The organism is Halovenus salina (assembly GCF_026410925.1).
In the GTDB taxonomy this organism is placed as follows: domain Archaea; phylum Halobacteriota; class Halobacteria; order Halobacteriales; family Haloarculaceae; genus Halovenus; species Halovenus salina.
In genome coordinates this window covers 2,564,848-2,581,386 of record NZ_CP112972.1, presented here as the reverse complement: position 1 = coordinate 2,581,386, position 16,539 = coordinate 2,564,848, and the positions used below count along the sequence as shown (strand labels likewise).

General features: G+C 63.0%; 19 protein-coding genes. 9 read left to right on the top strand and 10 right to left on the bottom strand.

Features of this window, described 5'->3' with window-relative positions:
• Positions 1-44 precede the first annotated feature (44 nt).
• Positions 45-998, top strand: coding sequence for a DMT family transporter (locus OSC37_RS12945; RefSeq protein ID WP_267161857.1), 954 nt, complete (start codon positions 45-47; stop codon positions 996-998).
• 84 nt (positions 999-1,082) lie between these two features.
• Positions 1,083-1,634, top strand: coding sequence for a nuclear transport factor 2 family protein (locus OSC37_RS12940; RefSeq protein ID WP_267161856.1), 552 nt, complete (start codon positions 1,083-1,085; stop codon positions 1,632-1,634).
• Position 1,635: 1 nt separating this feature from the next.
• Here OSC37_RS12940 and OSC37_RS12935 read toward each other — a convergent pair whose 3' ends face one another.
• Positions 1,636-2,628 (bottom strand): radical SAM protein, encoded by a 993-nt coding sequence (locus OSC37_RS12935; protein ID WP_267161855.1) that lies wholly within the window; start codon positions 2,626-2,628, stop codon positions 1,636-1,638.
• Between the two features lie 53 nt (positions 2,629-2,681).
• Positions 2,682-3,851, bottom strand: a complete 1,170-nt coding sequence (mct, locus tag OSC37_RS12930) for a succinyl-CoA:mesaconate CoA-transferase (RefSeq protein WP_267161854.1) — start codon at positions 3,849-3,851, stop codon at positions 2,682-2,684.
• A 153-nt stretch (positions 3,852-4,004) separates the two neighbouring features.
• Here mct and glmS point away from each other — a divergent pair, with 153 nt between their 5' ends.
• From glmS to OSC37_RS12895, 7 genes are all read left to right on the top strand, one after another.
• Positions 4,005-4,451: a methylaspartate mutase subunit S gene (gene glmS, locus OSC37_RS12925; RefSeq protein WP_267161853.1), complete on the top strand. Its 447-nt coding sequence runs from the start codon at positions 4,005-4,007 to the stop codon at positions 4,449-4,451.
• A gap of 45 nt (positions 4,452-4,496) precedes the next feature.
• Positions 4,497-5,999, top strand: a complete 1,503-nt coding sequence (locus tag OSC37_RS12920; protein ID WP_267161852.1) for a methylaspartate mutase subunit E — start codon at positions 4,497-4,499, stop codon at positions 5,997-5,999.
• Complete coding sequence (locus OSC37_RS12915; protein ID WP_368409591.1) at positions 5,989-7,260, top strand: methylaspartate ammonia-lyase; 1,272 nt, start codon at positions 5,989-5,991, stop codon at positions 7,258-7,260. Before OSC37_RS12920 ends, OSC37_RS12915 begins: the two co-directional genes overlap by 11 nt.
• The gene (gene mch / locus OSC37_RS12910; protein WP_267161850.1) at positions 7,253-8,344 is read left to right on the top strand and encodes a 2-methylfumaryl-CoA hydratase; all 1,092 of its coding nucleotides are present in this window, start codon (positions 7,253-7,255) and stop codon (positions 8,342-8,344) included. The genes OSC37_RS12915 and mch overlap by 8 nt, the downstream gene beginning before the upstream one ends.
• A 13-nt stretch (positions 8,345-8,357) precedes the next feature.
• Positions 8,358-9,389, top strand: coding sequence for an L-malyl-CoA/beta-methylmalyl-CoA lyase (citE, locus tag OSC37_RS12905; protein ID WP_267161849.1), 1,032 nt, complete (start codon positions 8,358-8,360; stop codon positions 9,387-9,389).
• A 90-nt stretch (positions 9,390-9,479) separates the two neighbouring features.
• Positions 9,480-10,433 (top strand): winged helix-turn-helix domain-containing protein, encoded by a 954-nt coding sequence (locus OSC37_RS12900; RefSeq protein WP_267161848.1) that lies wholly within the window; start codon positions 9,480-9,482, stop codon positions 10,431-10,433.
• A gap of 63 nt (positions 10,434-10,496) precedes the next feature.
• Entirely contained in the window at positions 10,497-10,742 is a 246-nt protein-coding gene (locus OSC37_RS12895) for a DUF8151 family protein (protein WP_267161847.1), read from the top strand.
• An 18-nt stretch (positions 10,743-10,760) separates the two neighbouring features.
• On the opposite strand, the gene OSC37_RS12890 is transcribed toward OSC37_RS12895, so the two are convergent.
• The 8 genes from OSC37_RS12890 to OSC37_RS12855 form a co-directional block, all read right to left on the bottom strand.
• Entirely contained in the window at positions 10,761-11,471 is a 711-nt protein-coding gene (locus OSC37_RS12890) for an archaeal proteasome endopeptidase complex subunit alpha (protein WP_267161846.1), read from the bottom strand.
• A complete protein-coding gene (locus OSC37_RS12885) occupies positions 11,471-12,154 on the bottom strand; it encodes an Ntn hydrolase family protein (RefSeq protein WP_267161845.1) in 684 nt (227 codons plus the stop codon). Before OSC37_RS12885 ends, OSC37_RS12890 begins: the two co-directional genes overlap by 1 nt.
• 210 nt (positions 12,155-12,364) lie before the next feature.
• A complete protein-coding gene (locus OSC37_RS12880) occupies positions 12,365-12,784 on the bottom strand; it encodes a type II toxin-antitoxin system VapC family toxin (protein WP_267161844.1) in 420 nt (139 codons plus the stop codon).
• Positions 12,784-13,041 (bottom strand): AF_0619 family ribbon-helix-helix protein, encoded by a 258-nt coding sequence (locus OSC37_RS12875; RefSeq protein WP_267161843.1) that lies wholly within the window; start codon positions 13,039-13,041, stop codon positions 12,784-12,786. Before OSC37_RS12875 ends, OSC37_RS12880 begins: the two co-directional genes overlap by 1 nt.
• A gap of 146 nt (positions 13,042-13,187) precedes the next feature.
• Complete coding sequence (locus OSC37_RS12870) at positions 13,188-14,171, bottom strand: isocitrate/isopropylmalate family dehydrogenase (protein WP_267161842.1); 984 nt, start codon at positions 14,169-14,171, stop codon at positions 13,188-13,190.
• A complete protein-coding gene (gene leuD, locus OSC37_RS12865) occupies positions 14,168-14,791 on the bottom strand; it encodes a 3-isopropylmalate dehydratase small subunit (RefSeq protein ID WP_267161841.1) in 624 nt (207 codons plus the stop codon). The genes OSC37_RS12870 and leuD overlap by 4 nt, the downstream gene beginning before the upstream one ends.
• Positions 14,788-16,233, bottom strand: coding sequence for a 3-isopropylmalate dehydratase large subunit (leuC, locus tag OSC37_RS12860; protein WP_267161840.1), 1,446 nt, complete (start codon positions 16,231-16,233; stop codon positions 14,788-14,790). Before leuC ends, leuD begins: the two co-directional genes overlap by 4 nt.
• On the bottom strand, positions 16,230-16,511 hold the full coding sequence (locus tag OSC37_RS12855; RefSeq protein WP_267161839.1) for a DUF7989 family protein: 282 nt from the start codon (positions 16,509-16,511) through the stop codon (positions 16,230-16,232). Before OSC37_RS12855 ends, leuC begins: the two co-directional genes overlap by 4 nt.
• Positions 16,512-16,539 lie beyond the last annotated feature (28 nt).

Below are 16,539 nucleotides of genomic sequence, written 5' to 3'. Positions count from 1 at the left end.
ACAGCTTTTCAAGGCCAGCCATTAGCTGAATTAACTTCGAAAGAATGTGGCTAACAAAGGATTCGTTTCAACTGCCGGCCGCGCTCGTGCTCGTCGGCGTCGGTCTCCTCTGGGGGGCGGCGTTTCCGGCAATCGACGTGGTCGTCGACGAGATTCCCCCGCTGGGCGCTGCTGGGATTCGGTACGCCGTCGCGGGCGGTATCGTACTCGCGTACGCGGCTGCGGTGACAGACCGACTGCTCCCCCGCGACAGGCGTGAGATGTTTGGTGTCGCCGTCGTCGGTACGTTCATGTTCGGCGGCTATCAGGGCGCGCTGTTCATGGGCACACAGTACGTCTCGGGCGCGGTCGCGGCGGTCGTCGTGTCGATGTCGCCAGTCGTCGCGGCAATCGTCGCCGTCCCGTTGCTGGGTGAGTCACGCGGGTTGCTCGACGCCTGTGGATTCCTGCTCGGTCTCGCCGGCGTCGCCGTCATCGCACAGCCCTCAGCCGGCTCGGGTGTGCTCTCGACGACCGTCATCGGCGTCGGTCTCGTCTTCGGCGGGACGGCGCTGTTTGCCATCGGTTCGGTGGCTATCCAGCTCGTCGAGGGCGGGCTTCCGCTGGAGGCGCTCCAGGGGTGGGCGATGGTCGTCGGTGCCGCGTTGTTGTTCGGTGGCTCGGCGCTGAGCGGCGAGTCGATGCCAGCTCCGACTGCGGTGTCGCCGGCCGCGGTCGGCTCGCTGGTGTACATCACGCTCGGAGCCGGCGCGGCGGGCTACCTGCTGTATTTCGGGCTGGTCCGGCGCGTCGGGGCGACCGAGACGACCCTCGTGGCATACCTCGAACCGGTGTTTGCGACGCTGGTCTCGATTCTGTTTCTCGGGCACGGGCTGGCGGCGGGCACCGTCGTCGGCTTTCTGGCTGTCGCGACCGGCTTCGCGCTGGTCAGCCGCGAGATGGTCCAGCGTGCGCTGAGTGGTACCACCACCTGGGTTAGTCGGTTGAGCGACGCGTGAGCGTCGTCTCGTGACAACAGGGTACAGGACAGTGGTTTCATCAGCATCAAAACACTTTTTCGGTCGCCACGGCCAGCTACAGCCATGCCACAGCCCTCCAACAGCAGTACACATATTTCAAGTAGACGAGCGTTCGTCCGTGCCACAATCGGCGGTGTCGTCGTCGCGACGGCCGGCTGTATGGGCGGCGACGACACCTCGGCAGGCGGCCCCGTCGATGCCGTCGAATCGTACTTCGCGGCGCTCGAAGACGGCGACCACGAGCGGGCGAACGAGTACGCACACGAGGACGGCGACTACGCCATCAGCGAGGACCCCTCCGGGCAGTTTGAGGCCGCGCTCGATGCCGAGAAAATTACCCTCTCAGACCCGACGGAAGTCGACCTCGAAACTGCGGTAGAGAACAAGCACGGCGACTCGGGCGGCGACACCGAGGTTGTCCAGACCACAATCGAACAGGAGCAAGAGGCACTTGAAACGCTCCAGCAGGAACACGACTTCAAGGGGTACGCCTACGTCCGCCACGAGGCCGAGGCCGACGGGCTCTCGTTCAATCCGACAACGCTGTTGTTCGAGACCGAAGAGAAATGGCAGCTCTGGTCACTGCCCACGATTCCGCCCCTGCAGGTGTCGTAGATCAGGCCAGCGGCGTCCGCTCGACGACGGTTCCGTCGACCGTCGGATACTGCTCGACGATTTCTCCTTCCTCGATGTCGCCGTCGGCGAGCATCTCCTCTAAGAGCCACCACGCCAGTTCGACGTGGCCGGACTTGACGGCGTAGTAGTCGGTAGGAACACCCAGCTCGTCTAGGCGCTCGGCGTCGACCCAGGTCTTGCCGTAGACGATGGTACCGTCCTCGGTCACCTCGTCGAACGGACGCCGGACGTTCTGGGCCATCCGTTTCATCCGGTTGCGGTGCTGGGCGGCGTCTTTGAAGACCGAGGTACAGAAGTAGACCTGCTCGTGGTCGCCCATCACGTCCAGAATCTTGTGGCTTCCCTCGACAGCGCTCATGTGGCCTTCCTTGCGCTCGAATCCTTCTTCTTGCATCCGCCGGAAGTTGCCCTGGCTCATCTCGAACTCGTTGATGTTACAGAAGTCGGCCGCGCCCTCGTCGAGGAACTCCAGGAACTCCTCTTCGGCGCGGATACCCGGAATCTCGAAGGCAGGGATGAGCCCCTCTTCGCGGGCGATGTAGAGGATGTCCTCCCACTCGGTGCCGTGAAGGTCACCCCACTGTTCGAGGGGCGGATGGAAGCGGATTTCGTCCAGGCCGGCCTCGGCGAGACGACGCATGTTCTCGCGGCCACCCGTGATGCCGGTGTAGAGGTGGGTATGGTGGTCTTCGCCGAACTCCTCCTTCAGAAGCGAGAGATACCGGCAGGTCTTGTCGAGTGCCTCCTGTGGCTCGCCGCCGGTAATCGACGTTCCAAGGGCGTCCATGCGCTTGGCCTCGGCGATAACCTCTTCGTCGGACTGGACCTGTCGCTCGTTGGCGTAGACGTCGGTCACGTTCTTGCGATTCTCGCCGAGCGGACAGTAAAAACAGTCGCGCTGGTCGCAGTAACCATAGACAAAGAGCACCATCTTGGCGCCTTCCGCACACTGCTCGCAGCCCTTCGATATCATTCAGTCGGTTATATACGATGGACGACTAAAAGCCGTGCGATACGTAACAATTCTCAGTCGTCGCCCTCAGCGTGCAACGAGTTCAGCAGCTGCTCGCGGTGTTCGTCAAGAAGCGGGGCGCGGTCCTCGACCGTCGGAGGGGTCTCGGTCATCTTGATTGGCGAGCCAGCAATGGTCACGTTTTCGTCGGCTCCCGGCTGTTCGACGGTCGTGAGCATGTCTCGATTCTGGAGATGTGGGTCGTCAAAGATATCACTCGTGTCCTGGACGGGTGCAACCGGCACTGTTCCGCGGAGCGCGTCGATGACGTCGTCCGACGACTGCGGTTGAGTCCAGTCGGCAATCGCTTCGCGGAGCATGTCGCGCTCGGCCAGACGGTCCGAAGCAGTCGGATAGTCGGCGACAAGATCCGGCCGGTCCATCTGCTGGCAGAGGCCGCGCCAGTGGCCGTCCGAGAACGCAGCAATGACGACGTATCCGTCTGCCGTTTCGAATGCGTTGTACGGGAACAGGGTCGGGTGTGCGTTCCCCCGTCGAGATGGAGATGTTCCCGTATACGAGTACTGGTAGACCGTTCGTTCACACATCGAGACCATCGCGTCGTACATCGCGGTATCGACGTACTGTCCGTCACCAGTGCGCTCGCGGTGGTGAACCGCGGCCAGAATACCGACCGCATTAAGCACGGCTGTAAACAGGTCACCGATTCCTGGGCCAACCTTCGTCGGCGGTCCGTCAGGCTGGCCGGTCGTCTCCATGACGCCCCCTAATGCTTGAGCGATCAGGTCGAAAGAGGGCTGTCCCTGTCGGCTTGTTTCGCCTGTCCGGGGGTCACCGAAACCCCGGATCGAGGAGTAGATGAGCTGTGGGTTGTGCTCGCGGAGTTGTTCGTAGCCCAAGTCGAACGACTCCATCGTCCCGGCACGATAGTTCTCGACGACAACATCGGCAGTTTCGACAAGTGAGAGAAAGTCGTTCTGGTCGTCCTCGTCGCCAAGATCCAACTCCAGTGACTGTTTCCCCCGGTTGACACTCTGGAAGTATCCGCCGTAGGCTTCGGCCTCTGCATCGGTAAGAAACGGCGGGTTCGAGCGGATGAGGTCACCACCCGGCCGCTCGACCTTTATTACGTCTGCGCCCATGTCCGCGAGCAACATCGTGCAGTACGGTCCGGCTAGCACCTGTGTCAAATCGATGACCCGCAGGTCCGACAACGCAGTCATATATTCTGGTCAGTTACGGCCTGTAAAAAAAGTTCCCTATTATTAATTATATTCCCTAAAAGCCCTATAAACCAGTGTTTCAGACATTCTACTCGATTGTAATGAAAAATCATTATATTTATCAAGGTAGCGTGTTACTGGTACGATACCCACATGGGACAGACAGTCATCCTCGGTGTGATAGGGTCCGACGCACACGTCGTTGGAATTACCATTCTCGAACAGGCCCTTTCGGCCGCCGGGTTCGACGTGAAAAACCTGGGGGTTCAGACCTCGAAAGACGAGTTTGCCTCGGCGGCGCAGGAACACGACGCTGGGGCAGTCCTCGTATCGTCGCTGTACGGGCACGCCAGGCAGGACTGTCAGGGCCTCCACGAACGTCTCGCAGACGCGGAGTGCGGTGCGATCACGTATATCGGCGGCAACCTCGACGTTGGTCAAAACGACTGGGACGAAACCCGCGACCACTTCCGGAGTCTCGGCTTTGACCGCGTGTTTGACGCCGAAACAGATCCATCGGCCGTTGTCAGCGCACTCGAGCGTGACTTGGATCACAGGACGACCGAGCCCGAGACTCAACGGGTCAGGATGAATACGTAGATGTTCCCCGACAAACGCGGCGATAATGACCCAGGAGGAGCGTAGATGCCTCGCAACGAGCGAATCTCGGACGAAGAGCTGGTCGAAGTCGAGTCGGCACTCAGAGAGCAGTGGCCAACCGGTGCTGCGGCAGACTTTGAGTCGGCTGTTGACTACCACGAGTCGCTACCGCCAGAGAAGCAGTTTGCAGACGTGCTGGAGACGGCCGACCGACCACTGCTTCAGCCACGTGCGGGCGTGCCCTGCCTCGACGACCAGACTGAGCTACTCAGATATCTCGACGAGGAGGGCGGCGCAGACCTGTTGCCGACGACCATCGATTCCTACACCCGGGACAACGAATACGAGAAAGCCCAGCGAGGGCTGGAGCAAGCCCGTGAGTCCGGTGAAGATACACTCAACGGCTTTCCCGCTGTGAACCACGGCGTCGAGTCCTGTCGTGAGTTGATCGAAGCCGTCGACACCCCAGTCGAGGTCCGGCACGGAACACCTGACGCGCGCCTGCTCGCAATTGTCACGCTTGCAGGGGGGTTCCAGAGCTTCGAGGGCGGGCCAATTTCGTACAACATCCCGTACACCAAAGAGCACGACCTCGCAGAGACGATCGAACACTGGCAGTTCGTCGACCGCCTCTGTGGCGCATATACCGAACGTGGAATCCGTATCAACCGCGAGCCGTTCGGGCCGCTAACCGGGACGCTGGTCCCACCGGCGATCGCCATCGCCGTGATGGTCGTTGAAGGGTTGCTCGCGGCGACCCAGGGTGTGCGCTCGCTCACGCTGGGATACGGCCAGGTCGGGAACGTCGTCCAAGATGTCGCCGCGCTCCGGGCACTCCGGGCGCTGGGCGAGGAGTATCTCCCGAACGATGTAGTCGTCACCACAGTGTTCCACGAGTGGATGGGCGGATTCCCGCCTGACGAAGCGCGAGCAAACGGGGTCATCGGTCTCGGCGGGGCGACAGCGTCGCTTGCCCGACCAGATAAGGTGATCACCAAATCACCACAGGAGTTCCAGGGCGTTCCCACGCAGGAGGCAAACGCCGCTGGCTTGCGAACAACGAGACAACTTATCGATATGATGGTCGAACAGGATATCGTCATCGACGGCATTGACGAAGAGCAACAACTGATCGAGCGGACTGCCCGGTCGCTGCTCGACGCAGTCTTCGACCACGGCGACGGCGACGTTGCACGCGGGGTCGTGGCTGCGTTCGAATCGGGAGCGTTAGACGTTCCTTTCGCCCCCAGTGACAGCGCCAGAGCTGACGTCCTTCCGGCTCGCGACGACGACGGACGGGTCCGGATACTCAAGTGGGGCGACCTCGCAGTCGACACGGATATCAAGGATATTCACAACGCCCGTCTCGACGAGCGTGCTCGGACGGAAGGCCGCTCGCGCTCGTTCCGCATGGTTGCAGACGATGTCGACGCAATCAGCGACGGCAAGCTAATCGGCCGTCCAACGGCGAGCGGGGGCGAATCGGACGAGCCCGGGAACTCGGCCAGTGGTATCGACACACCCGGAGGCGAAAGCGATGCAGATTGAGTCGATACGGGCGATTCCGGGTGTTTCGGGGTTTTATTTCGACGACCAGCGTGCGATCAAGGCCGGCGCAACTGAGGACGGCTTCGGGTACGCGGGCGACCCCGTTACCGACGGGTTCGAAGACATCCGGCAGGCCGGCGAGGCGCTGCTGGTTGAGGTTGGGCTTTCGGACGGAACATGCCATCGGGGAGACTGCGCGGCCGTCCAGTACTCCGGTGCTGGTGGACGCGACCCGCTGTTTCGCGCTGCTACCTACACACCGGTCGTGGAGGGACCAGTCGCGGACGAACTCGTCGGTCGCGACCCGGGCGAGTTCCTCGCCAACGCCACCGCTATCGAGGAGCTATCGGACCAGCGTGGCGGCGATGATCGACTGCATACTGCTGTCCGGTACGGCGTCTCACAGGCGCTTTTGTTCGCCGCTGCCCACGCCCGGAGACTCACGCCGACGACGCTCCTCGCCGACGCGCTCGGTGTGACGCCGGCGACAGATCCGGTGCCCGTGTTTGGACAATCGGGCGACGAGCGACGGCAAAATGCAGAAAAAATGCTTCTGAAGGGGGTCCCAGTTCTCCCACACGGTCTGTTCAACAGTGAAGCGAAACTCGGGGCCAACGGAGAGAAGCTCGTCGCGTATCTTGAGTGGCTCTCAGACCGGGCGCTGGAGTTCGGCTCGACGGAAGACGACCATCGGTTTCACGTCGACGTGTACGGGATGATTGGCGAACTGTTCGGGCCGCCGTACGACCGCCCCGAAGTCACCGGCTACTTCGACAGTCTCCGCGAAGCGGCAGCTCCATTCCCGCTTCAGGTGGAGGGTCCCATGGACGCCGGTGGACGCACAGCACAGATTGAAGCGATGACAGAGCTTCGCAACGGGCTTGGGGCTGCCGCCGTCGATGTGGATATCGTTGCCGACGAGTGGTGTAACACCTTCGAGGACGTTCGCGCGTTCGTCGACGCCGCCGCTGCGGATATCGTGCAGGTGAAGACACCGGATCTCGGCGGCATCCACCGGAGTGCGCGGGCTGTCCTGGAGTGTAACGGTACTGAGACACGGGCCTACCTGGGTGGGACCTGCAACGAGACAGCGGTGTCCGCCCGAGCCTGCGCTCACGTCGCACTCGCAACTGACGCCGCGCAGGTGCTTGCAAAGCCCGGAATGGGATTCGATGAAGGATACATGATTGTCACAAACGAGATGCGACGCACCGTAGCACGACAGCAACGAGCCAGCCCGGAGGTGAGCCTCGATGACTGACTGGACCGACCCCGAGACGTTCGGTACGGCCATCGACCGTGTTGCCGTCCGCGAGAAGGGCAACCACTTCGAGGACTTCACCGAGGGCGAGCAGATCGAACACGCGGCAGGGCATCGCTTGACCCGGCACGGCAATGAACAGTGGATGAGTCAGACACTCAACCACGACCCGGCCTACTGGCGCCCGGACGCTGCGGACGCCCGCGGCTTCGATGAGCCACCGATTCACCCGGACTACCTGTTGGCGAGCGTGATGGGTCCATCCGTCGAAGACCTCAGCGAGAAGGGAGGCTACTTCCTCGGCCGTGACGATGTCCAGTATCACCAACACGGCGTCGCTCCGGGGACACCGTTGCGGGTCGAGTCGACCGTCGAGCAGAAACAGACATCCTCGTCGCGGCCAGCGTACGGGATTGTCACCTGGACAACCAGCGGTATTGACGCTGACTCCGGCAAGACGCTCGTGTCTTACGAGCGGACAAACATGATCCCACGCCGTGAGGAAGCAATCCCTGACGGTGGGAGTTCCGACACGGCTGGGGACGACGCAGGGTCGGCGGAGGGACCAGCCAACCCAACCGATGTCGAGTTGCCAGAGACGTTCGTCACGCCCGAGGGTACAGGATTCGAGGCCTTCCGGGCGGCACTCGACCGGAGCGCTGACCGAGACGCGGCCGTGGCCTATCGGCACGAACGCGGGCGGACGATGGACGAGACGATGGTTGCGGCACTCCCGTTGGCGACGCTGAACACCGCCCGCCAGCACCACAACGCAGCCGCGATGGCCGAGTCACCATCGGGCGAGCCAGTCGCGTACGGTGATGTCACTCGCTCGGTCGCGCTCGGGCACGCTCGGTCGGACGAGCAGACCTACCGTGAACTCCGGTTTGCGAATGAACAGTTCCACGATTTCGTGACTGCCGGTGATACCGTCTTCGGATTCACTCGCGTTATCAGCGCCGACGGCGACCGTGGGCCACCACGTGCCGGAGCGGTCACGTTCGAACACGTCGCCTTTACCGACGATAAGCGTCCCGTCTACTCGGGAACTCGTACAGCACTCGTCGACCGAACCTGCGATTAAAAATACACTCAAAATGACACGACTTTGTCGCACGTTTCAGACTGCGCCAGCCGCCGTTCCCAAGGATAACTCGGCGAAGTACCTCGAATCCGGTCTCACTGCCGAGGGGTTCGAGGCCCCCGACTGGCTTGTTCCGGATATCGAAGATGGGACTGCACCGGAAATGAAAACCAAGGCCATCGAAAACACCGTCGCCTCCCTGTCAGAGCACGCGCCGTCGTTCGGTGGGGAGATCTGGCCCCGGATCGAGTGGGCACACGACAGTCAGCGCACTCGTCAGCGCGGCCGCGAACAGATAGCGACGCTCATAGAGCAGGTGGGCGGTCACCTAGATGGCATCGTCGTGCCGAAGGTTGGCCGCCTCGCTAATGTCGAGTCGGCACTGAGCGCTGTGGCGGAGGCCGAGCGCGAACACGGCTACGACGATGGCACAATCGAGGTAGCGACGATCGTCGAGACAGGGGCCGCAGTGTCAGATCTTCATCGTATCGCTCGGCTCGGAGAGAGCGATCGACTCGCGGCGTTCGTATTCGGTCCCGTCGACTACACGGCAGATCTCGGAGGGCGGGCGATGAACGACGAGCGCCCAGGGTGGCCCGGTGTGCTCGAACGAATATCGAACGAGGCGTCGGCGGGTGGACTTGTGGCTATCGGCGGCCCGTTCGACCGACTGTTCGACGAGCGAGCCGGGATTACCTACTACAACGCGCCCGACTACGCCGACCAGATCGAACGCGAGGCACGTATCGGCCTCGATGGTTCGTGGTCGCTACACCCCAAACAGACCGTTCAAGCAAACCGGGTCCACATGCCGACCAGCGATGAACTCGAACGTGCCGTTGGCAGAATAGAACAGTTCAACGACGCCAAACGCGACGGGACAGGTGCGGTCGTTATCGACGGCCAGATGGTCGATGAAGCGACGTACAAGAACTTCGCTAATACGGTCGCGACGGTCCGGTCTATCGACGACATACACCCTTCCCAAACCAGAGACTACTACGACGGTGCGCTCCTTGACCGGACGCGCGCTGTCTACCTGTAGTCGGTCGTGTTGTCCGGGACTTTGACCGAGTGAGCACCTGTAATTGACAGAGCCAACAGACCCTTACTACCCGAGCAGTAACCACGAGTAATGACACCCGCACCTCCAGATAGCCCCGGCCAGACCGCAGGCGGCGAGACGGCTGATGCACCGCCAGCGGCGGAGACGGGTCCGACGACAGCAGCGGCCTTCCAGCAGCTTGGCAACGAGACGCGAGTCGACATCGTCCGTCGCCTGCACGCCGAGGGCCCGTCTTCGTTCTCGGCACTATTCGACGGGAGCGACAGTAACAGCTCCGCCGGGTTCGCGTATCACCTCCGGGAACTCGACGGGTTCGTCCGCCAGCGCGAAGACGAGCGCTGGGAGCTGACAGGGGCCGGACAGGCAGCCGCACGCGCGGTCGCCTCCGAACAGTTCACGAGAAGCGTCGACACCGAGTCGGTGTCACTCGGTACGTCGTGCCCGCTCTGTCGAGAGGGGGCGCTGACGCTTGCGGTCTCTGACGGCGTTGCCGACGTGACCTGTAGCGGCTGTGGAGAGTCGGTCACTCGCCTCTCCTTTCCGACCGGGGTCGAAGTTCGAGACGAGCAGGACCTTCCGGCAGCACTCGACAGCTATCACCGCAACCGCATCCGATCGTTCGTCGAGGGGGTCTGTCCCGACTGTGGCGGTCCCGTTGAGTTGACGCCGGAGACTGCCGACGACCGCTCGGCCGTCCAGTTCTCCTGTGACTGCTCGCGGTGTCGGGCGGGCGTCGACTGTCCCGCCACCCTTGCAGTCATCGACCACGCTGCGGTCGTCTCCTTCTACGACGACCACGGCCAGGACGTGACCGAGCGGCCCCTCTGGAACGTCGGGCCGGAGTGGCGCGAGCGCCTCCTCTCGACTGACCCGTGGTGTCTGCTTGTGAGCACACAGCTGGAGGGGGACCTGTTAGAGCTGTACGTCCGTGCGGACGGGACCGTCCACGACCACCGTCGCCGCGACGGAGACACCGCCACGCAGCGAGAGACGACCGACATCGGCGACGACGCCGCCGCGTAGCGACGTGCTGTTCTGACGACGCAGCCAACAGAGTTATAATTGTCAGTGCTGCTATCTCAGTGCATGTACGAAGAAGTACTGGAGCTAATCATCCCCGTCGCCGTCACGGCGCTCTATACCGGTGCCGTCTCGCTGTTTGCTGCACTCGGGGTCCTGTTCGAATACAAGAGCCTCCTGTTTCTGAGCGGGGGCGAGACGTTCATCGGTCTCTGGGCTGCGGTCGTCGGCGTCATCGCGCTCAACGCCGCCTATCACGTCCTGCAGGACAGACTCGCCGGCGCTGTCGCCGGACTGCGAACGGAGGCGTAATCGGTCTGCATTCGGTTCTCAGAGTTCTGTCTCTTCGAGGATGTCCGCCCGCTGGGCCTGGTCGAACGTGGTGAATCCATCGTCCCGAGCAACGGCAACGTCCAGCGAGTCCGTCGAGAGCTCTCGCTCGTCACCGGCAAGGGCCCGGAGTGCAAGCCGGAGGCCGGTGTGTTCGTCGAGGTCCTGTTCGTACTCCGCTTCGAGTGTCTCCCTGATGATGTCGCTCTCGTTGCCGATTGCCGTTGCCCGCCACTCCGTCGGCGTCCCCGACGGGTCGACGTCGTAGAGGCGAGGCCGACCAACGACGCCGCCGACGAGCAGTGCCGCTCCGAACGGACGCGTTCCCCCGACCTGTGTCGACTCCTGGACGAAGTCGGCGAGTGCCTTCGCGGTGGGTTCGACGCCGGGCTGTTCGTCGTATCGGAGCTGTTCCTGGTGGGCGAACTGACGGCCCTGTTCGACGAGGCGACGGCCGTCAGCGACGTGGCCTGCGGTGGCGATGCCGAGTTGGCCGTCGATATCTCGGAGCTTCTCGATGCTCTCTGGCACCACGAGTGGTGACCGGGCCGAGCCGTAGGAGGCGAAGACGACGCTCTCGGCAGTCGTCAGCCCGACCGTCGGCCCGCCGCGAGCGACGGCTTCGCGGGCGTACTCGACCTGGTAGAGCCGGCCGTCCGGCGAGAAGATGGTGCTCCCGCGGTCGTAGGCCTGCTGGTTGTTCGGCTCCATCAGTTCTCACCCCCCGGGGCCTCCATCTCGATACCCTCGGCAGTAATCTGTGCGACGGTGACGCCGTTGCCACTTGCCGTGTCGCGCTCGCTTGCGGCCTCGACTGCGTCGGTGGCTACCGCTGTCGCCTCCGTGACTGACAGCCCCTCGCTCATGCGCCCTTCGAGCAGACCGTAGGCGGTCTGGAGACCGCTCCCGCCCGCAGCGTAGCTGTCCTCGATGACGCTTCCGCCGCCGTCGAGTTCGTAGACGTGACCGCCCTCCTCGTCGACACCAGCAAGCAGCGGCTGTGCGGGCAGCCCCCGGACGAGGTGGCCCGCCGTCTGGGAGAGCGCTCGCATGCTCATCGGTTCGCCCCGCCGCGTCCGGTAGAGGCTCGCTTCGGCCCGGAGCGACTGGAGCAACTGCTGTGCCGGGCCGACGCTCCCGGAGATGGCCATCGCCGCCGTCGGGTGGACCTTCGAGATCTTGCGGACGTTCTTACTCGCGGTGAACCGCCCGCCCAGGCTCATCCGCCTGTCTGCGGCCATCACCACCCCGTCGGCCGCGCTCAACGCGACAATGGTCGTCCCAGTCTCGTAGATTGCCCCTGACGGCTCCGGGGCCTCACCCCCCTGTCTGTCGAGACTCACCTGTCTGTGTTCCTGTAACTGCGTGTCGCCACCGTGCGGTGTGTCGAACATTACACCAGTAATAGGGACGAGGACGGGATATATGTTATCTAAAATATATTTTAGCAGACTCAGAAACACACGCAGTGCTGCCTATGATTGCGTGCAAATAACCTACCAAGTCCTCTTCGCGCGAGAGAGTGAAACCGCTGTATCTAATTTTGCTTTGATATGTTACGTGCAAGGTAGAAAGAGTCTGCAACAAGAAACGCAACGGAGCGCTCAGTAGGTCTGAATGTGGGCAACGGCGCCTTCATACTCACTCCCATCGACATCCTGCAAGAGATTCCTATCGGCAGTGTAGGCTGTCGCATCCCGTTCGACGGCGAGTGCGATGTAGGCAGCGTCGTAGACCGTGCTGTCAACGGTGTTCGTAATCTCTGCGATAGGGCCGACTGACCCGAACGAGACGAGTTCGATACCGTAGTTGTCGAGCGAGTTCGCAGCCTCGTGGAGTCGCTCTCCGTCGTAGTGCCCGCTGTAGTTGAGTGCATTGACCGCCTCGAAGGGCATGAGAGCCGGTGCGTAGAGGTCGTGTTTGCCGTTGAGGAAATCGTCACGAAGTGCTCGGGCCTGTTCGTGGTGCTGTTCGGGAATGTACCACTTGACGACCGTGCTGGTGTCGACAACAACGTCGGCCATCAGGGTCGCTCCTCGCTGTATCTGGTATCACGGAACGCACGAATCTGTTCTGCCGTGTTCGTCGTCGCCACCTCGTCGGCGTCGATACCACTGCTCAGCCGCTCGCTGGTCGCGACTGCGTGGGCGATATTCCGCGATTCCAGACTGTGTAGTTCTTCCTCGATGTGGTCACGGAGTACTGCACTCCAGTTTATCTCGTCGTGTTCTTCCATCCGTGCTTTCACGTCGTCGGGGATGCGGAAACTGACAGTTCCCATGCTGTATTACATGCATTACAGTAGTATAAGTCCTACTCCGCATCCAAAGCCAGCGTCGTTTTCGTGGGCCAGTGAACAGCCCTACCAGGATACCTATATCAGTTCTCTGGGAAGTCAGTCCGACACTGGGCGTCAAACTGATAGTATCAGGAAAGGCGGTCGACGACTGCATCCCGGACCATGGCAGTCGAGGCAGTGCCGCCGAGGTCCGGTGTCCGCGGCCCCTCGGCGAGGACACCCTCGACAGCCTCACGGACCCGCTGGGCGTCACTCTCGTAGCCGATATGTTCGAGGAGGAGGGCAGCCGAGAGGATTGTCGCCGCGGGGTTGGCGACGCCGTCGCCGGCGATGGTGGGTGCGGTCCCGTGGACTGGCTCGAAGAGGGCGTTCTCGTCGCCGATGTTGGCCGAGGGGAGCAGTCCAAGGCCGCCGACGAGCCCAGCCGCCAGGTCCGAGAGGACGTCACCGGCGAGGTTCGGGCAGATGACCACGCCGTAGGCCTCTGGCTGCATGACCAGTTCCATCGCCAGTGCGTCCATGAGTGCGGTGTCGTAGGCGGCTCCGCGTTGCTCGGCGACATCCTCGACGATATCGAGGAAGAGGCCGTCGGTCTCGCGCATCACGTTTGCCTTGTGGGCGACCGTGACCTGCTCGTAGCCGTTGGTATCGGCGTACTCGAAGCCGAAGTCGGCGATGGCCTTGGATGCCGCTGCGGTCACGACGCGAGTCAAGGTTCGTACCCCGTCCGTAAGTTCGCTCTCGATACCCGAGTAGACACCCTCCGTGTTCTCGCGGACGAAGACTAGATCCGTTTCGGGCGCGCGGGCGTCCGTGCCAGGGTAGGCACACACCGGACGGACGTTCGCATACGAGCCGACAACCGAGCGAAGCGGCAGTATCACGTCGGCTGCGGTCTCGCCGGCCGCGCCAAAGAGCGTCGCGTCCGCGTCGGCGACAGTCTCGCGGGTCTCCTCGGGCAACGCGACGCCCTGTTCGGCTTTCGTCTCGTCGCCAGCCTCGGCGTGAACGAACTCTATCGGCGCGTCGACTGTCGCCAACACGTCGACAGCAGCGGGGACGACCTCTCGGCCGATACCGTCTCCGGGGACCACCGCGACCTCGTGGGTCACGACTGACCTCCGTCGACGTAGGGTAACTCTGCGGCAGTCGCCTCGATTGCCGCCTCGTTCGAGCGCATGAGTGCGGTCGTATCCCAGATCCCGTCGACCAGTGCCGTCCGCTGGCCCTCGTCGACGCCGGCCTCGACGGTCGTCGACCCGTAGGTCACCGTTTCGCCCTCCACGTCGACTGTCACCTCGCCGTCTGGATTCGCATCGACCCAGTCCTGCAGTGCTTCGATTTCGTCTGAACTGGCCGTCACGGTCGGAATCCCTAGCGAGAGGCAGTTCCCTGCGAAGATTTCCGCGAAGCTCTCGCCGACGATAGCGTCGATACCCCAGCGCATCAGCGCCTGTGGCGCGTGTTCCCGCGAGGAGCCACAGCCGAAGTTGGCGTTGACCACAAGCACCGTCGCGTCCTCGTGACGGGACTGATTCATCGGGTGGTCGGTCGGCTCGTCGTTCTCGTCGTAGCGCTGATCGAAGAAGGCGAACTGGCCCAACCCCTCGAATGTGACGACCTTCAGGAACCGGGCCGGAATGATCTGGTCGGTGTCGATATCGTTCCCCCGTATCGGGACAGCGGCCCCCGAGACGGTGCTCACCGACGGCACCGAGACGCCCTCGCTCATACCGACACCCCCGGCTGTGAACCCGGCGTTCCCGTCGGCGGCAGGTCGCGCACGTCGGTCACCTCGCCCGTGACCGCGGCCGCGGCGACCATCGAGGGGTTCATCAGGACGGTTCGGCCAGTCGAACTCCCCTGTCGGCCAACGAAGTTCCGGTTCGACGAGGAGGCACAAACCTCGTCGCCGACCAGCTGGTCGTCGTTCATCGCGAGACACATCGAGCAACCGGGTTCGCGCCACTCGAAGCCAGCCTCGGTGAACGTCTCGCGGAGTCCCTCGGCTTCGGCGGCGGCGCTGACGCGCTGGCTCCCGGGCACTACGAGCGCGCGCACGTCCTCGTGAACCGTTCGGCCGTCGAGGACGCGAGCCCCACGCCGGAGGTCGGGGAGTCGGGCGTTGGTACACGACCCCAGGAAGGCCACGTCAACAGGATACCCTTCCATCGTCTCGCCTGGCTCGACGCTCATGTGTTCCTGTGCGTCCCGCGCCCGCTGTCGTTTGTCCGCGGGCAGCGTCGACGGCTCCGGAACCGGTTCGGTGATACCGACACCCTGCTCGGGGGTCGTCCCCCAGGTCACCACCGGCTCCAGAGCCGTCCCGTCGACCGTGACCACGTCGTCGTAGTCGGCGTCGTCGTCGCTCCGAATCGACTCCCAGTAGGGACGGAGCTCCTCGAACTCGGCGTGATTCTCCGCGAAGTAATCGGTCGATTCGAGCCACTCGTAGGTCGTCTCGTCGGGGTTGACGTAGCCCGCCCGAGCGCCACCCTCGATTGACATGTTACAGAGGCTCATCCGGCCGGCCATGTCCAACGCCTCGATTGCCTCGCCGGCATACTCGTAGACGTAGCCGACACCGCCGTCGGTGCCGAGCCGGCGGATAATCTCCAGGATAACGTCTTTCGCGGTGACAGCCTCGCCGAGTTCCCCCGTCACCTCGATTTTCCGGACGGCCTTTTTTTCCATCGCCACGGTCCCGGTCGCGAGCACGTCCCGAATCTGGGAGGTACCGATACCAAAGGCGAGCGCGCCGAAGGCACCGTGTGTCGCGGTGTGCGAGTCGCCACAGACGATGGTCTTGCCAGGCTGGGTGAGCCCCTGTTCGGGTCCGACGACGTGGACGATACCCTGGTCACCCGTCGTCGGGTCCAGCAGTTCGATATCGGCGTCGGCGGCGTTTCGCTCCAGAGACTGCATCATCTCCTCGGCCGCCTCGTCCTCGTAGGGACGGGTCCGGTCGTCAGTCGGAACGATGTGGTCGACGGTGCCGAGTGTCAGCTCCGGCCGGGCGACCTCCATCTCGCGCTCGTCGAGCATCGAGAACGCCTGCGGGCTCGTCACCTCGTGGATGAGATGGAGTCCGACAAACAGCTGGTCTTGTCCGTTGGGAAGAGTCGTCACCCGGTGGGCGTCCCAGACCTTGTCGTACAGCGTCCCCTCGCTCATTTGTCTACGTCTGCGCCGCGCTCGAAGGTCCGGTTTGGACCGTCGACCGGCGGTGTGTGGTCCATCTCTTTCATCTTTTGGTTGAACTCGTCGTCTTCAGTTGTCTCCGTGCCGCCGTCTGGACGGGCTGTCTTCCCCTCGTTTGCTCGCTCGAAGACCCGGCGTGTCCCCTCGACCGGTGGGGCGTGGTCCATCTCTCGCATCTTCATCGGCTGGCCGTCGTCTCGGGTCGGTTTCTGCGCTGTGTCGCTCTCGGTGGTGTCGTTAGTGTCTGTCATTGGTGTCGGTGTCTCTGTGGTCGTCGTG

What these genes read in the sequence shown, in the direction of transcription:
- OSC37_RS12945 (WP_267161857.1), top strand. Translation starts at nt 45, where the DNA reads ATGTGGCTAACAAAGGATTCGTTTCAACTGCCGGCCGCGCTCGTGCTC.
- OSC37_RS12940 (WP_267161856.1), top strand. Translation starts at nt 1,083, where the DNA reads ATGCCACAGCCCTCCAACAGCAGTACACATATTTCAAGTAGACGAGCG.
- OSC37_RS12935 (WP_267161855.1), bottom strand. Translation starts at nt 2,628, where the DNA reads ATGATATCGAAGGGCTGCGAGCAGTGTGCGGAAGGCGCCAAGATGGTG.
- mct (WP_267161854.1), bottom strand. Translation starts at nt 3,851, where the DNA reads ATGACTGCGTTGTCGGACCTGCGGGTCATCGATTTGACACAGGTGCTA.
- glmS (WP_267161853.1), top strand. Translation starts at nt 4,005, where the DNA reads ATGGGACAGACAGTCATCCTCGGTGTGATAGGGTCCGACGCACACGTC.
- OSC37_RS12920 (WP_267161852.1), top strand. Translation starts at nt 4,497, where the DNA reads ATGCCTCGCAACGAGCGAATCTCGGACGAAGAGCTGGTCGAAGTCGAG.
- OSC37_RS12915 (WP_368409591.1), top strand. Translation starts at nt 5,989, where the DNA reads ATGCAGATTGAGTCGATACGGGCGATTCCGGGTGTTTCGGGGTTTTAT.
- mch (WP_267161850.1), top strand. Translation starts at nt 7,253, where the DNA reads ATGACTGACTGGACCGACCCCGAGACGTTCGGTACGGCCATCGACCGT.
- citE (WP_267161849.1), top strand. Translation starts at nt 8,358, where the DNA reads ATGACACGACTTTGTCGCACGTTTCAGACTGCGCCAGCCGCCGTTCCC.
- OSC37_RS12900 (WP_267161848.1), top strand. Translation starts at nt 9,480, where the DNA reads ATGACACCCGCACCTCCAGATAGCCCCGGCCAGACCGCAGGCGGCGAG.
- OSC37_RS12895 (WP_267161847.1), top strand. Translation starts at nt 10,497, where the DNA reads ATGTACGAAGAAGTACTGGAGCTAATCATCCCCGTCGCCGTCACGGCG.
- OSC37_RS12890 (WP_267161846.1), bottom strand. Translation starts at nt 11,471, where the DNA reads ATGGAGCCGAACAACCAGCAGGCCTACGACCGCGGGAGCACCATCTTC.
- OSC37_RS12885 (WP_267161845.1), bottom strand. Translation starts at nt 12,154, where the DNA reads ATGTTCGACACACCGCACGGTGGCGACACGCAGTTACAGGAACACAGA.
- OSC37_RS12880 (WP_267161844.1), bottom strand. Translation starts at nt 12,784, where the DNA reads ATGGCCGACGTTGTTGTCGACACCAGCACGGTCGTCAAGTGGTACATT.
- OSC37_RS12875 (WP_267161843.1), bottom strand. Translation starts at nt 13,041, where the DNA reads ATGGGAACTGTCAGTTTCCGCATCCCCGACGACGTGAAAGCACGGATG.
- leuD (WP_267161841.1), bottom strand. Translation starts at nt 14,791, where the DNA reads ATGAGCGAGGGCGTCTCGGTGCCGTCGGTGAGCACCGTCTCGGGGGCC.
- leuC (WP_267161840.1), bottom strand. Translation starts at nt 16,233, where the DNA reads ATGAGCGAGGGGACGCTGTACGACAAGGTCTGGGACGCCCACCGGGTG.
- OSC37_RS12855 (WP_267161839.1), bottom strand. Translation starts at nt 16,511, where the DNA reads ATGACAGACACTAACGACACCACCGAGAGCGACACAGCGCAGAAACCG.